We start from the raw sequence: 16,278 nt of genomic DNA, 5'->3' as shown, positions 1-16,278 counted from the left end.
AGCAACGCACAAACATCAAGCAACAACCTATGCTGGGCAGTCCGATCGTCGATTTTTCACGCTGTTCGTACGGTATAGTCACGAATTATTACAGCCTTAAGCCTTGAATATGCTACCATCCGTCATCATTTTAATGTCTAAACTTGGTGCAAGATCGCAAAGACGATCGTTTTAGTGAACACATATGAGCCAATACTGAGCACCAATAATCAATAGAAAGAGAAAAAACGTCATGAACATTGATTTGAACCTAATTCCTCAAACGTTCGATATGCTTCACGCTGGCCTAACCGCATCGAGCGTTTTGCTTCTTTTAGTCGCGGTCTCTCGCAAATCAAAAGTGGTTGAGAAAGTCGTAGAAAAACCGGTCGAGAAAATCGTCGAAGTTGAGAAGCCAGTTGAGAAGATCGTCGAAGTAGAAAAAGTCGTTGAAGTTGAGAAGGTCGTAGAAAAAGTCGTTGAAGTTGAATCGAAACTCGCAACAGCTTCTACTGATTCTGCAATGCAGCTACTTTCTATCATGCAGCAAGAAGCTCGTCTGATCGACTTCCTACAAGAAGACCTAACTTCGTTCTCTGATGAAGAAGTAGGCGCTGCGGCTCGTGTTATTCACACTGGCGGTCAAAAAGTATTGAACGATTACGTGACACTTGCGCACGTTCGTAACGAAGAAGAAGAAACTCGTATTACGGTTGAAGAAGGCTTCAACCCACAAGAAATCCGCCTAACTGGTAACGTGACAGGCAGCGCGCCGTTCCACGGCACTCTAGTTCACAAAGGTTGGAAGGCAACGTCTATGAACCTGCCTAAACTGGCTGAAAACTACGATGCATCTGTGATTGCTCCAGCCGAGGTTGAGCTGTAATGGAACACATGAACCAAGAAAACCATTCTCAAGAAGCGTCTGTTGAAACTCAACAGACGCCTAAATTCAGTGTTGGTATCGACTTAGGTACAACACACTGTGTCATGTCTTTTGTTGATACGCACGACGAAGACGCTCGCGTAGAAGTAATGCCTATCCCGCAGCTGACTGCGCCGGGTACGGTAGAGACTCGTAGCCAATTAGGCTCTTTCCTATACCAACCACACGAACACGAAATGAACCCGCAATCACGCGTTCTTCCGTGGTCGAGTGAGCCAAAAGCTCTGGTTGGTGCTATCGCGCGTAACCTAGGTTCAAAAACACCGATTCGCCTTGTTGCAAGTGCGAAATCTTGGCTTTGCCATGCAGGTGTGAATCGTCGTGATTCCTTCCTGCCAGCAGGTAGCCCTGAAGAAGTGGAAAAAGTATCCCCTCTTCGCGCGACAGAGCTTTACCTAGAGCACCTAAAAGATGCTTGGAATCACGCGAACCCAAATCACAACCTTGCCGATCAAGACGTTACCATTACGGTTCCGGCTTCTTTCGATCCTGCGGCTCGTGATCTAACTGCAGAAGCTGCACGCAACGTTGGTTTTGTGCACCTAACGCTTCTAGAAGAGCCACAAGCTGCACTTTACAACTGGATTGATAACAGCAACGACAAATGGCGCGACGAAGTTGAAGTTGGCGACATCGTACTTGTGGTCGATATCGGTGGTGGTACAACTGACCTTTCTTTGGTTGAAGTAACTGAAGACGACGGCAACCTAACTCTGAACCGTATCGCGGTAGGTGAACACATCCTACTTGGCGGTGACAACATGGACCTTGCACTTGCGTACCGCTTGAAGATGAAGCTCGCGCAAGAAGGCAAAGAGCTACAGCCATGGCAAGTTCAGGCGATGACGCACGCATGTCGTGATGCTAAAGAAGCGCTATTGAACGACAGCGAGCTTCAGTCAGTGCCAATCGTTGTACCAAGCCGCGGTTCTAAACTGCTAGGGGCAACGCTGAAAACTGAACTGACTCAAGAAGAAGTACAACAGACATTAGTTGACGGTTTCTTCCCTCAAGTTGCGATTACCGACCACCCTGTTCAACGTAACCGTGGTGCACTAACACAAATGGGTCTGCCTTACGCACAAGATGCGGGTATTACTCGCCACATTGCAGCATTCTTGTCTAAGCAAGCACACGCGCAAAGCGGTGGTGAATCAGCGCAAGCTCAAGATTTCAACCCATTTGCAAACATGCCAGGTATGCCTGGCGCGGATGCAGCGCAATCGGCTGACTTCATCAAGCCAACAGCAATCCTATTCAACGGTGGTGTGCTGAAATCAAAACTTCTAGCCACTCGTCTAGAAGACACGATCAACGAATGGCTAATTGAAGCAGACGCAGAAATGGCGAAACGCCTAACAGGTGTGGATCTAGACCTTGCAGTTGCTAGCGGTGCGGCTTACTACGGCTCTGTGCGTCGTGGTCAAGGCGTTCGTATCCGCGGCGGTATTGCTTCGGCGTACTACGTGGGTATCGAAAGTGCGATGCCTGCGATTCCGGGTATGGCGCCTCCAATGGAAGCACTGTGTGTAGCACCATTTGGTATGGAAGAAGGCTCAAGCGTTGACGTACCAAGCCAAGAGTTTGGTTTGATCATCGGCCAGCCAGTTAACTTCCAATTCTTCGGCTCAACCGTTCGTCGTGACGACCTAGCAGGTACTCACCTTGACTACTGGGCACCAGAAGAGCTTGAAGAGCTTCCAGAAATTCAAGTAACGCTGCCTGTATCTGAAGGTCGTCGTGAAGGTGAAGTGGTTCCAGTTACCCTAGCCTCTCGCGTCACAGAGCTTGGTACGCTTTACTTAGAAGCCATTGCCGCTGATAACGGGCAAAAATGGCATGTTGAGTTCGATGTGCGCGAAGACGCGAAAAGTGACTCAAACGAAGAACAATAATTAGAAGTCAAACGGCATCCAATCGGGTGCCGTTTTTAAATACACGAAGGTTTGGTTTTGTATGGCATCTCCTCGTTTCCTTGTTGGTATTGACCTCGGCACCACAAACACTGTGGTGGCCTACTGTGAAATCACCGACAACCTTGAACAATCCGAAGTATCCCTATTTGACATCGACCAACTGATTGGTCCGGGCGAAGTCGTTCGTAAACCACTTCTGCCCTCTTTCCGCTATCATCCAGCTGTAGGTCAAATCTCCCCTTCTGACCTCACTCTTCCTTGGGACAACGAACCTGTTGCTGGCGACATTAACAATCTCATCGTTGGTGAATGGGCTCGTGAATTAGGCGCGAAGGTGGAAGGACGTCAGGTATCCAGTGCAAAAAGCTGGCTATCGCACCAAGCAGTTGATCGTAGCTCAGACATTCTCCCTTGGGCTGGCGCGCAAGACGTAGATAAAGTCTCGCCCGTCATTGCCAGCGCAAGCTACCTTAACCACATTCGTCAAGCATGGAACTACCGACATCCTAGTAACAAGCTAGAAGACCAAGATGTGGTTGTGACCGTTCCAGCGTCGTTCGATGAAACCGCTCGTAAGCTCACGCTTGAAGCCGCAGAGTTGGCAGGTTTAAAGAAAATAGTCCTGCTCGAAGAGCCACAAGCCGTATGTTACGACTGGTACGCACGCCATCAGAAAACCGCAGCTGATGAACTCAAAGAGTTACCGCTGATTCTGGTGTGCGATGTGGGCGGTGGTACCACCGACTTAAGCTTGATTGAAGCAAGTTTCTCTTCTCAAGATGAGCTAGCCCTTGATCGTATTGGCGTTGGCGAACACTTGATGCTGGGTGGTGATAACCTCGACTTAGCATTAGCACACCTTGCAGAAAGCCGCTTCAATCAAAGTAAGAAGCTCACTGCAGCAAGCCTAACAAAGCTAATTCAGCAAACGCGTAAAGCGAAAGAGAACCTGCTTTCAGCGAGCGCACCTGACGAAGTGAAGATCACCATGTTAGGTAGCGGCTCTAAGCTACTTGGGGGCACAAAGAGTATTGCTCTAAGCAAACAAGAAGTGCACCAAATCGCATTAGATGGCTTCTTCCCGCTTTCTGATTTCAGTGACGTACCAGACAAACGTCGTAGCGCGGTTGTCGAGTTTGGCCTTCCATACGTTGCTGACCCAGCGGTGAGCAAGCACGTTGCCGAGTTCTTAACTCAGCACCAGCAAGTCGCTCGTGCCGCTCTTGGCATTGAAGACGATAAACAAAACGCGATTCCAGTTGGCGTGTTGTTGAACGGAGGCGTGTTTAACAGTGGTCTGGTGACTGAACGTGTCACCGCCCTACTTTCTGACTGGCGCGGCGCACCAGTTAGGGTATTAGATAACCCACATCCAGATTGGTCTGTTGCACTGGGTGCTGTTGCGTTTGGTAAAGCACGTCGTGGTGCGCAGCTTAAAATTGGTGGCGGTGCAGCGCGTTCTTACTTCTTGCATCTTCAAGAAAAAAACAAAATGGGTAAAGCCCTCTGTTTACTTGCAAAAGGAACAGAAGAAGGCCATGAGATCCGTTTAAGCGGTCGTCGTTTCTCGCTCACTCTTGGAGAGCCAGTCCGCTTTAACCTGCTGACTTCTACCCACGATACCTTAACCAATAACACCGCCATTCAAAATGGCGTGATGGTTGATGTTGACCCAGACTTGTTTGCTCCTCTGCCGCCTTATATCACCACCCTTGAAGGTGAAGGTGCCGAACTGCAAGCCAACCAGAAAGAGCGCGTAGAAGTACAACTGGCGTGTCAGTTGACTGAAGTCGGCACACTTAAGATGGAATGTGTCAGCGCAGAAGACGACAACAAACGTTGGGAGCTGGAATTCGAAGTCCGTAACAAGCAAACCGACAACAGTGAACAAGTTAAGCTTCACCCTAAACTGAACGAATGTAAGGAGCTGATCGCTCGCCTATACAGCGGTAACAAAAAAAGCGCAGAAGGCAAAGAGATCAAAACCTTAGCCAAAGATCTTGAGAAGAAGCTCGGCAAACGTGACGAGTGGGATTTCACTACCCTACGTCAACTGTTTGATACCTTTGCACAAGGTCGTAAACGTCGCCGTCGTTCTGAACAGCACGAGAAAAACTGGCTTCGTTTGGCGGGCTTTGCACTGCGTCCGGGCTTTGGCGATCCAACAGACTCTTGGCGTATTGAGCAAGTTTGGGGACTGTATCAACAAAATATTCAGTTCAAAAACCATCAAGGCTGGACAGACTGGTGGGTATTCTGGCGACGTATCGCGGGCGGTCTAAGCCAAGAACAGCAAGAAACCATTTTGGCAGACATCGCGAAATACTTACACCCTGGTGCGATGAAAAACCCACAATCCGCCAAAGCGGCACAAGACATGGGTTACGAATCCATGGTGCGTCTTTCAGCCTCTCTAGAGCATCTAGAAGTGGAAGATAAAGTTCTATTGGCAACGTGGTTCTTGAGTAAAGCGATCAACCAAAACCAGTTTGAACAAGCGCACTGGTGGGCGATGGGACGTTTGGCTTCTCGCACACCACTTTATGGCAGCCAGCACAACGTCATTCCTCGTGAACAAGCAGAACAGTGGTTGCCTAAGCTGTTAGAGCAGAACTGGCAGAAAGAGCCAATGATCGCTTTCGCAGCCGTAATGATTTGTCGTAAGACGGGTGACCGCCTGTTTGATATTTCTGACGATTACCGAGAGCAAGTTCTAACGAAGCTGAAACAAAGTAAAGTGCCCGAATCTTGGGTATCACTAGTTAAAGAAGTGAAAGAGCTTTCAGAAAGCGAATCAAAACGCGTCTTCGGTGATGCTTTACCAAGCGGTTTAACGCTGGTTCATCATTAAATCCACTCTACACAAGAACACGAGTTAGACGTACAAAGCCCTTCCGACGAAGGGCTTTGTTGTATCGCATTCTTTTGGTTTTTATCGTGTACAACGCGCTAATTCATTTCTGTCGTAATCACTACATCGCGCGTTTCGTTATCCATATCGCTAATACCGACCACCGACACTTCTCTGTCCGATAGAGTTTCAATTAAGCTGTCTTCTAATCCGCCATCAGCCAGCCAAGTATAAAATTTATCCGCGATACGCTCCGAACCTTCCCCGACAAACGTTAATGTGACCTTCTTCATTTGTGACACTCCATCAATTTACGATTCAGCCACTTAAGCGTAGTATGTTTCGCAAATATCGACATAAACTAGGACTAACTTCTTTTATGAGTATCGAAAAATTTGACGCGATTTATCAACGTGCTGCTAAGCGAAAAGGCGGAAAAGATCAGCTTGAAGCGCTATTGTCTCACCCATTAAGTAAAGAGGAATTAGCAGCGATTCCCGATGACCGTTGGCTCGCCGCTTTTTCGATGAAGGTGTTCCAAAGTGGGATTTCGTGGAGCGTGGTTCGCAACAAGTGGCCGAACTTCGAAGAAGTGTTCTTCGGATTTAAGATTGAGCCGTTGTTGATGCTGTCAGACGAGCAATGGGAAACCAAAGCGACCGACAAACGCATCATTCGCCACCTCACTAAAGTCATGTCGATTCCGGCCAACGCTCGCATGATCCATGAAGCAAGAATCGAATATGGCTCGTTCAGTAACATGATTGCTGAATGGCCTCGGGAAAAGATCACGGAACTATGGGGCTACTTGAAGAAGCATGGTAGTCGTTTGGGTGGAAATACAGGCCCTTACACTTTACGCCAAATGGGCGTGGACACTTTTATTCTGTCTAACGATGTCGAAGCTTATTTACGCAACTGCAAGATCATTGAAGGCGGCAAAGACACGAAAAAGTCCTTGGACTCTGCTAATAAAGCCTTTATTCAGTGGCAGCAAGAAAGTGGAAGAAGCTTGACCGAAATCAGTCAAATTATCGCGTTTAGTACTGGTGGCAACCGAATTTAAACAAGCACTTTGTAGCTCTGGGGGCGAAATTCCGGCCCCCTATAACGCATGATATTTGCGCGAATCACTCTACTTTAGCTCTTACTGATATTACTACTTTCTCGATTCCTCCAAAAAATCCCTCCTTAAAGTGGCAAAATCCCCCTTCAAATCACAAAAAGTTATCATATCGACAAATTATTTTTCTTGTTCAATATTTTTATTTATCAAATATTTAATTACAAGTGCCCAGTTTTTAGGCACTAAATATTGATGACGCTCAATTGCATTGCGCTGACAAACTGACTAGGATACACGCCCTTCCTGAGTGAACTATCAGAAACTTGATCGAGGAATTTATTCAAATTTCTCAACACTTCGTGAGCACTCACAACAATTGCACTCACTTTATAGATTTAAGGATCAACAGATCCGTTAATACAAATTCGACAGCGCAATAGAGTGCTGACTAGAACAACCATGACGCGATGTCACATGAGTGACTATTTTCGTGGTTTTGTGCTGGAAGTTATTTATTACATCAAGGCTGGTTAAAAGGATGAGCCCCTTGAACGCATTTACTGGAGGACAAGAAATGCCAAAAGGTCTAATGCTGACTGACTTAGCCATCGCTGGCTTACTATTAATTGCAGCAAAAGTAATTCGTGTACATATGCCTTTACTACAACGCATGTACATTCCATCAGCTGTATTGGCTGGGTTATTTGGTCTTATTTTTGGCCCAGCTCTGCTTAACGTATTACCTTGGACAGATACTTTTACCGCAAACGCAAGCCTCTTAACTGCTGCACTTTTTTCTGCGTTGGGTTTAGCAACAGATGTCCCGTCACCAAAAGTGGTTGCTCAACGAGCAGGCTCATTGTGGGCGTTTAACCAAATTGCATCCGTGTCGCAATGGCTGTTTGCAGCAATGTTTGGTTTAGTACTTACCACCTTCTTTTGGCCTGAGATTAATCCTGGGTTTGGCGTAACCATGTCCGCTGGATTCATGGGCGGACATGGTTCAGCATCTGTAGTCGGTGAAATCTTCACGGGACTTGGTTGGGAAGATGGCTTCACGCTCGGTTTAACGTTCGCCACGGTTGGGATCTTTATTTCAATCTCTGTGGGCATGTTAATGCTTCAATTTGCGTTGAAAATGGGCTGGATTCGTAGCTTTACGACATTCGACAGCATGGACGAACACGAACGCAAAGGCTTAGTGAAACCTGACGATCAAGAGCCTGTGATGAAAGATACGATGTCATCATTGTCAGTCGATTCTTTCGCGATTCACGCGGCGCTGGTTGTAGTGGTAACCGCTTTCTCTTATGTAGCAGCCAACTACTTATCTTCTTTCCACGATAAGGTACAAATTCCGACTTTCGTTACTGGCTTTCTGGGCGGTATGTTAGTTCGAATCATCGCTAAGCAAACCAAGGCATCTCATTACCTATGTGACGGCGCATTCAAACACGCAGCGGGTATTAGTACGGATTACTTGATCATCTTTGGTATCTCAGCGATTAAGATCACGGTTCTAGCGCAGTATTTAATGCCAATGGTAGTGCTCGCAATTGGTGGTATCGCGTTCACGCTATGGCTTATCTTTTGGGTTGCACCTCGCATCATGGGAGATGACTGGTTTGAGAAAGGCATTTTCTCTTGGGGATGGTTAACAGGTACAGTCGCTATGGGTATCGCGTTATTACGCATTGTCGACCCCAAAATGCGCAGTAAAGTGTTAGACGACTATGCTATCGCTTATGTTCCAGGCTCAATTACGGACATTTTCATCATCTCGCTTATGCCAATCGCAATGTATAACGGCATGCACTGGCAAGCGTTAGGTGTTGGTCTAACCTATATTGCCGTTGTCTTATTCATTTGGCGATTTGTATTTAAGCGCAGCGGTCAAGCCGTCGCAAACGAGTCTTAATTGCTCATTTCGGGAGGTATTTTATCCTCCCGAATTTAACTCTCTCCCCTTATTCGATAACCGCCTCCCAACAGCATGCAACAAATAAGCAACTTGTTTTATATTTAAGATCTGCAAGCTTGGTCACCCCTTCCCATCCTTTTTTAATACTTGACCTACGCATTTTTATATCAAAATAGCCGCCAAACTATTCATGACTCAAGGAGAAAAGGCAGTGCATCGCTCTCAAGGATTTACCCTCATTGAACTCATTGTGTGCATCATTATCCTTGGTGTCGTTAGTGTTATTGCCCTTCCTAAATTTCTTGGTCTGCAAAAAGATGCCCGAGTGGCGGTTCTATATGGCGCGAGGGAAGCGCTCATGACTGCAAACAACTTTGTGTACACCAAAGCCGTTATTCAATCTCAAGAGACGGTAGATGGCGGCGAACAACGTAACATTGATCTAGATAATGACGGCAATAACGACCTAATTGGTTACTTTGGATTTATTAAGAATGTCATTCCCGCAAAAGAGCTGGCAGGTTTCGACCCTCAGCTCACTATCAATACTTGGTACGGGGTAGACAGCCCGGACGAACCCTATTTCCTTATCGGCTTTGCAAACAAACCTGTTGGTCCAGACCATATGTGTTATGTCGAAGTTTACTACCCAGAAACTCCAGGTGGCCAAGTCAGCTACAAAATACAAACTGACGACTGCTAGTTCCCCTAGTGAGTGAAAGTAACAGTTGCACTTTTGGTGCTTTCATCGCTTTTAGCAGAATACTGGCCCCAAAACCCATTATTAACAACTATTTCACATAATGTTGTTTCATAGTTAGCTTGCAGCGAGAAAACAAGTAATTCGCGACCGCACACGCCCGTAATCGAAACAATCTATCGTTTTTCCGACCGCCAATAATTTGTGCTTGTAAACTCATCATTTCGCTCAATAATAGTTCTATAACAAATTCAATAATTTAAAGCGGGAGGCGTGATGAGAATATTCTGGCAGTTACGTTGGTATTTCCAACAAAAGTGGAAGCATTATGTCGGATCGATTTTGCTTTTCGCTGTGATATCAACTCTACAACTTGTTCCTCCTAAAGCGGTCGGTATCATCGTTGATGGGGTCGTAGATAACACGTTAGATACAAATACGCTGATTCTGTGGCTCCTGGGACTCACTGCACTGATCTTTGCCATTTATGGATGCCGTATCTTATGGCGAATTTGGCTTTTCGGCGCAAGCTGGGAACTCGGAACCATTCTACGTAATCGTCTCTATAGGCACTTATCGACACAACCACCCCGATTTTTCGAACGTTATAAGACCGGTGATCTGATGGCGCGTGGTACTAATGATGTACGTAACATCGTAATGACAGCCGGCGAAGGGGTTTTAACGGCAGCCGATTCCTTGATCACGGGTATTGCAGTTTTAATCATCATGGTAACGCAAGTTAGCTGGAAGCTCACTGTTATGGCACTTCTTCCAATGCCGTTTCTTGCAATCATCATCTTTTTTATCGTCCGTATACTGCATCAACGTTTCCGCATTGCTCAGGAGGCCTTTTCTACCATGTCAGACATGACGCAAGAGTCACTTAACGGCGTGCGAATGTTGCGAGCTTTTGGGTTAGAGAATCAAGAACAACAGCGCTTTGAAGATGTAGTCGATGATACTGGTCAGAAAAATATCGCCGTCGCTAGAGTCGACGCGAGATTTGATCCAGCTATCCAACTCACCATCGGCCTCTCTTTCCTTCTCAGTGTTGCTGCCGGTGCTTACCTTGTCGATAAGGGAGAGATCACGCTTGGTGATCTAACAGCCTTTACGATGTATTTAGGGTTGATGATATGGCCTATGCTGGCCTTCGCTTTCTTATTTAATATTTTAGAGCGAGGCTCCGCAGCATGGAATCGCCTACAAGAGATCTTTGATGAAACACCAGAAATTGTCAGTGGTAATAAACCATTAGAAAATAAACCACTGCCATTAAAAATTGATATCGATGCTTTCCACTGGTCCAGTGATTTACCACCAGCTTTGGCCGAAATAAAAATCGAGCTCAAGCCCGGTAAAATGTTGGGAGTAGCTGGCCCTGTCGGAAGCGGAAAATCAACCCTGCTAACGCTGCTTTTGCGTCAGCACGACCTAACAAACGGTTCAATTACATTCGGGGATGTTGAGATTAAAGATGCCCTACTTCCTCAATGGCGCAACCGCTTTGCCGTGGTTAATCAAAGCCCGTTTCTATTCTCCAAATCTATCTTCGATAATATTGCCTTAGGTAACCCTAATGCAGAGAAAGAAGAAGTCTATAGAGCTGCAAAGTTAGCCTGTATACATGACGATATTGAGAAGTTTCCTGAAGGCTACCAAACAGAAGTCGGTGAAAAAGGCATTACACTCTCCGGCGGGCAAAAACAACGTATTGCGATAGCACGCGCTATGCTGTTGAATGCCCAAGTGTTGGTATTGGATGATGCGCTTTCGGCTGTTGATGGCCGAACCGAACATCAAATCCTTAAGAATTTGGAAACACACTACCGTGATCAAGCCCTAATCGTTATTGCACACCGCCTCACCGCATTGGAAGCAGCAGACGAGATCATTGTCTTGAATCACGGCCACATTACTGAACGTGGGCAACATAGCGTTTTATTAGCGCATCAGGGATGGTACGCCGAAATGTTCGAGTACCAAAAACTAGAACAGGCGATGGAGGAATAATGAATGAACCAGACCAGTACGTTTAAACGGTTAATGTCTTACCCATTATCTCAACCAAAGCCAATGATTAAAGGACTCGCCTTGCTGTTTATTGCAGCGTTAGCCAGTGCTGGCGGCCCTTGGTTGATTCAATATTTCATTGATGAGCACATTGCTAAAGGTGACTATTCACAGAATGTTCTAATTTCGCTAGCAGTAGGTTATATCGTTCTTCAGATTGTATCGGCAGCATTCCAGTATTTTCAGTCATTGCAATTTAGCATTGTCGCGGCTAACACGATCAAAACGATTCGTAAGCAAGTATTTTCTGGCGTGATTAAGCAGCCGTTATCTGCGTTTGATTACACTCCTGCGGGGAAATTGGTATCGCGAATCACCAACGATACGGAATCTTTACAGCAATTTTATGAGCTCTTGATTGCGACCGTGGTGAAAAACGTGGTCATGATTGTGGTGATGCTTGGCGTTATGTTTTTCATGAGTTGGAAGCTCACACTCGTTGTGCTCGTATTACTACCGATCGTCATCGGCTTTATGTACTTGTTTAAGCAGCTAAGTACAGAAAGCTACCGAAGGATGCGCGACCTATTGACTGACATAAATGCGAATCTGAGTGAATCCATTCAAGGGATGAGTGTCATTCAATTAATGCAACAAGAAGAGCGTTTTAATAAACAGTTCAACGAGCTAACCGCAGAGCATTTGGTGGCATCTAAACGAGTGATTCGGCTAAACGGCTATCTGCTAAGACCATTGATGGACTTGCTCGCTGGCCTCGCGTTACTTTGCTTGGTTGCGATCTTTGGCTTTAACGGTATTGAGTTGATTGGTGTGGGGGTACTGTATGCGTTTATCAGTTATCTTGCGCGCGTTACTGAGCCATTAATTGAAATGACTCAGCAGCTTGCTCTACTTCAGCAAGCGTTAGTATCAAGCGAACGTGTGTTTGAATTGATTGATGCAAAAGAACAAACTTATGGGGACGATCATCTGCAATTAAGGTCAGGTGCTATCGAACTTAAAGACCTCACATTTAGCTACGATGGTAAACAGGACGTCCTAAAAGACATTTCGTTGAAGGCCAACCACCAAGACTTTATCGCGCTTGTCGGGCATACCGGAAGCGGTAAAAGCACATTAGCGTCACTATTGATGGGCTTTTATCCAACGCAATGTGGTGAACTGCTCATCGATGGTCGTCCACTTAAAACACTAGGGAAAGACGTCCTTCGCAAAGATGTGGCAATGGTTCAACAAGATCCACATATTCTCCCTGCTTCAGTCAGAGAAAACATCTCTCTTGGTCGAGCGGTTGACGATACTCAAATATGGGATGCGTTAGACAAGATAGGTTTGGCAGAGCAAATTCACCGTTATCCTAATGGGCTAGACACGCAGTTAGGTCAAGGTGAAACCAATCTATCTGCGGGTCAGAAACAGCTTTTGGCGTTAGCACGTGTGCTTGTGGTAAAACCTAAGATATTGATATTAGATGAAGCAACGGCCAATATTGACTCAGGAACAGAAGCTTTAATACAAAAGAGCTTGGCAGTACTCAGACAAGACATGACACTAGTCGTTATCGCTCATCGACTTTCAACTATTTTGGATGCGGACCAAATCATTGTTCTTCATCATGGGGAGTTAGTAGAGAAAGGCACACACAAAACACTGTTGAAACAAAATGGTCGTTATGCCCAAATGTATCAGTTACAGCAAGCAAACCGACATTTACAGCAGATTGAAGAAGAAACCAAGCAACTCGAAGAAGCGGTGTGATGTTTATACCCATGCCTTCTTTTTATTTGGTAGGCATGGGCATAATCGGCCCAACTTCAAAAGTTAGCCTGATTAGCTTCCAATTTCTTCATAATGTGAACTAATTTTCTATTTCTTACCTATTATTGACATAACCCCTCGCTATATCACGCAAGGTCGTTGTAAAATCGTACGGTACTTCAGTCTGGCGCCCTTTGCACTAGACTGTTTTTCACTTTCTAATAATGCATATTAATCTCATGACACAAGTCCATGGACAAAGATAAGTTTACTAACATCTATCGCTTGCCTGGTTCGATTCAAATTCGTATCGGTAAATGGCAAAAAACGTTCCGCGGTACCTCTGATTTGATTTTACATCAGGCGCTAATGGAGCGTAATAAGCAGTTTAAGAAGCCAGACTTTTTACCTAAAGGCTGGTGCGTCACTCCTATTGACGAAAAAGATATTACTGTCACGCACCACGGTAAATATATCCAAACCGTCATGCGCACAATGTTGGACAGAAAGGTCTCGTACAAGCGACTGTTCCTATCTCGAATGAGTGCGGAAGAAGGTGAAAAAGTGCTCCACAATTACAAACTGGAGTGGGTAAGAAAACATAACCAGATCGCCAAAAAGTACAATCAAATCAAGAAAAAACAGTATATGAACTTTGCAAGAGAAGAAGAGGAAACCCTCTACCCTTCGATTCCAAAGGGTGAGTTTGACAAAACGTTATGGAACAAGCTCGTCGTATCATCGTTTGGTCCGCAGAAAAAGTACAAAAACCCACATTTTGTCCGCAAAGCCGATTTCTAAATAAACACCCCTACACTAGGGGTGTTTATTTATCCGTTAAATCACCAATCGTAAGTTAAACTGGCAATAATATTTTGTCGATCGCCATACCAACAAAAACCATCACATGTCGCTATGTACTCTTTATCAGTGATATTTTTGGCTGCGACTTGTAGCTTGTAATCTCCAATGCGATAGCTGACCGTCGCATCCATTAAAAAGTAACTTGGTACTTTTAGTCTCTCTTCATTATCTCCGTATGACTCACCTGTATAGCGCGCACCTAAGCCAACCGAAAAGCCATCAAGAGGTCCATCAAAGAAACGATAATGTGCCCAAGCTGATGATACGGTATTCGCGACTTGAGACGGTGTTTTGCCGACCCATGTCTTATTGACGTCTTCTTTTATCTCTGCATCAACATAGGCTATGTTTCCGATTAATGTTAAAGAAGGTGTCACATTGGCTACAGCTTCAAACTCAACGCCGTTATTTTCTATTTTTCCTATTTGCGTCAATTCACTCAAGTAGATACGAGCCAAATTTTCTTTTGTTGCCCGATACGTTGCGATATTGAAATAGCCATCGAATGAGTCCGGTTGGTACTTCATACCGATTTCAAATTGATCACCGCTTTCCGGCTTCGCTGGCTTACCATTGTTATCTTCTTGAATGATTGGATCAAAGTACTGAGAGTAACTAAAGTATGGTGTGAAGCCAGAATCAGAAATATAAGCCGTTCCCACGCTAAACGTCCACTCTCCATTATCGACTTTCGTGCGAGCACCCGTGGTAACATTATGTACTTCGTTACTTGCATCGTCGTAACGAGCACCCAATAACATTGTCCATTTATCGTTAATCAGCATATGATCTTGAAAGTAGACACCGAGCTGTCGGTTCTCGATTTTCGTTCTTTGCTTATCGGTTTCGCTTAATGGCTGTAGCGTATTCGGATCGAGTAACATTATATTATCCGAATAAGTCGGATTAAATACATTAAACCTAGGGTCAGGCAAAGCTCCCATAGGTGTGGTTAAGAATGCATTACCATCAGCAACGATAGGATCATTAGCAAAGTCCTTACCATCGATACTGATCATTTGAAAATCTAAACCCAACATCAAGTTATGCTCTACGCATCCCCAATTTACTTGGTGCATCAAACGATTATCGATATTAAAAGCATCAGATGATCCATCTTCTGTTGAAGCGCCCCGAAGTATAGTCTTGCGTTCATTTGATGGATCTAAAATCGGCCCCAACCCAGGTACATCAGCCGAGTAAACGTACGAATACATTTGTCTCAACTTAACATCCATTTCACTGTAACGAGCAGCTTGAACAAACGAAGTGGTATCATTAAACGCATGAGAAAACTCATAGCCTAAAGACACCTGCTCACGCTCAAACGTCTCCCAGTTGGGATTGCCTATCGCTAAACTATCACTGATCTTTCCATTTTTGTTTGGCGTTAACGTTCCTTCAACTGGCAAAAATTGCAGATAAGGATCTGAGTCGTCTTTTTGATAGCTCGTTAGAAAGGTAATTTCAGACGTCTCATTAAATTTGTACGTCATTGATGGAGAGAGAAGAATGCGCTCTGCTTCTACCCCACTAATTCTCGTCCCATTTTTTCTCGCTAACCCTTGAAAGCGGAAAGCTAACTGCTCACTCACCTCAGAGTTTACGTCAAGAGAAAGTTGTTTACGGTCTTCAGAACCGTACTCCAAAGATACAAGCCCTGAGCCTCCATCAAATTGAGGTCGCTTACTGACGACATTGATAACCCCACCAGGAGGGTTTTGCCCATAAAGAACAGACGCTGCACCACGTAACACTTCAACCCTTTCTAACGCAAACGGATCTATTTGCCAACTATAGAAACCAGAAGAATATAAACGGGTACCATCTTGATACAGCCCGCTGTTCGCCTGTTTAAAACCACGAATAATAAACCAATCTTGCTTGTTATCTTCGCCGAAATAATTAGTTTGAATACTTGGTGTGTACTGTAGCGCGTCAGAAATGCTAATAGAGGCACGATCATCCATTTGTTCTCGCGTAACAACAGATACCGCTCTTGGGGTTTCATTGATGGCAATATCAGTTTTCGTCGCTGCCCGACTCTTCGCTCCAAGATAACTAAAATCAGGACCAACTGCACTGTCTTGCTGCTGTCCAATCACAACTATATTTTCATCTTCCTGAGCCAAGACATTTGGCGTTGATAACGCTAATACAACCGCCATTGACGTTGGTGTCAGCATAAACTGCCGAGTCATATTATTCTCCTTTTTTGTCGGCAGCCAAACCAACCCTTC

At 45.2% G+C, this 16,278-nt stretch carries 11 protein-coding genes; 9 read left to right on the top strand and 2 right to left on the bottom strand.

All coding sequences use genetic code 11. The annotated features are described in order from the left end of the window. Positions 1-232 precede the first annotated feature (232 nt). The 3 genes from NL645_RS18155 to NL645_RS18145 all read left to right on the top strand — a co-directional run bounded on the left by NL645_RS18155 (position 233) and on the right by NL645_RS18145 (position 5,692). Positions 233-865, top strand: a complete 633-nt coding sequence (locus NL645_RS18155) for a DUF2760 domain-containing protein (RefSeq protein WP_006741562.1) — start codon at positions 233-235, stop codon at positions 863-865. Continuing rightward, complete coding sequence (locus NL645_RS18150) at positions 865-2,820, top strand: Hsp70 family protein (RefSeq protein WP_225461651.1); 1,956 nt, start codon at positions 865-867, stop codon at positions 2,818-2,820. Before NL645_RS18155 ends, NL645_RS18150 begins: the two co-directional genes overlap by 1 nt. Positions 2,821-2,881: 61 nt before the next feature. Beyond that, entirely contained in the window at positions 2,882-5,692 is a 2,811-nt protein-coding gene (locus tag NL645_RS18145) for an Hsp70 family protein (RefSeq protein WP_253652158.1), read from the top strand. Between the two features lie 98 nt (positions 5,693-5,790). Here NL645_RS18145 and NL645_RS18140 read toward each other — a convergent pair whose 3' ends face one another. Continuing rightward, positions 5,791-5,985 (bottom strand): hypothetical protein, encoded by a 195-nt coding sequence (locus NL645_RS18140; protein WP_005394200.1) that lies wholly within the window; start codon positions 5,983-5,985, stop codon positions 5,791-5,793. An 86-nt stretch (positions 5,986-6,071) separates the two neighbouring features. Here NL645_RS18140 and NL645_RS18135 point away from each other — a divergent pair, with 86 nt between their 5' ends. The 6 genes from NL645_RS18135 (at position 6,072) to NL645_RS18110 (ending at position 13,975) form a co-directional block, all read left to right on the top strand. Next, entirely contained in the window at positions 6,072-6,758 is a 687-nt protein-coding gene (locus NL645_RS18135; RefSeq protein WP_253652157.1) for a DNA-3-methyladenine glycosylase I, read from the top strand. Positions 6,759-7,332: 574 nt separating this feature from the next. Beyond that, positions 7,333-8,676, top strand: a complete 1,344-nt coding sequence (locus tag NL645_RS18130; protein ID WP_047008748.1) for a sodium/glutamate symporter — start codon at positions 7,333-7,335, stop codon at positions 8,674-8,676. Positions 8,677-8,890: 214 nt separating this feature from the next. Continuing rightward, positions 8,891-9,382: a type II secretion system protein gene (locus tag NL645_RS18125; protein WP_182036571.1), complete on the top strand. Its 492-nt coding sequence runs from the start codon at positions 8,891-8,893 to the stop codon at positions 9,380-9,382. Between the two features lie 273 nt (positions 9,383-9,655). Continuing rightward, positions 9,656-11,395: an ABC transporter transmembrane domain-containing protein gene (locus NL645_RS18120; RefSeq protein WP_253652156.1), complete on the top strand. Its 1,740-nt coding sequence runs from the start codon at positions 9,656-9,658 to the stop codon at positions 11,393-11,395. Positions 11,396-11,398: 3 nt separating this feature from the next. After that, positions 11,399-13,174: an ABC transporter transmembrane domain-containing protein gene (locus NL645_RS18115; protein WP_253652155.1), complete on the top strand. Its 1,776-nt coding sequence runs from the start codon at positions 11,399-11,401 to the stop codon at positions 13,172-13,174. Positions 13,175-13,426: 252 nt separating this feature from the next. Further along, a complete protein-coding gene (locus tag NL645_RS18110; protein ID WP_012841863.1) occupies positions 13,427-13,975 on the top strand; it encodes a hypothetical protein in 549 nt (182 codons plus the stop codon). A gap of 41 nt (positions 13,976-14,016) precedes the next feature. Here NL645_RS18110 and NL645_RS18105 read toward each other — a convergent pair whose 3' ends face one another. Next, a complete protein-coding gene (locus NL645_RS18105) occupies positions 14,017-16,239 on the bottom strand; it encodes a TonB-dependent siderophore receptor (protein ID WP_253652154.1) in 2,223 nt (740 codons plus the stop codon). Positions 16,240-16,278 lie beyond the last annotated feature (39 nt).

The organism is Vibrio sp. Y51_MX_L26 (genome assembly GCF_024181935.1).
GTDB lineage: Bacteria > Pseudomonadota > Gammaproteobacteria > Enterobacterales > Vibrionaceae > Vibrio > Vibrio diabolicus.
The sequence above is the reverse complement of the archived record's forward strand: the minus strand, read 5'-3'. Positions and strand labels throughout refer to the sequence as shown.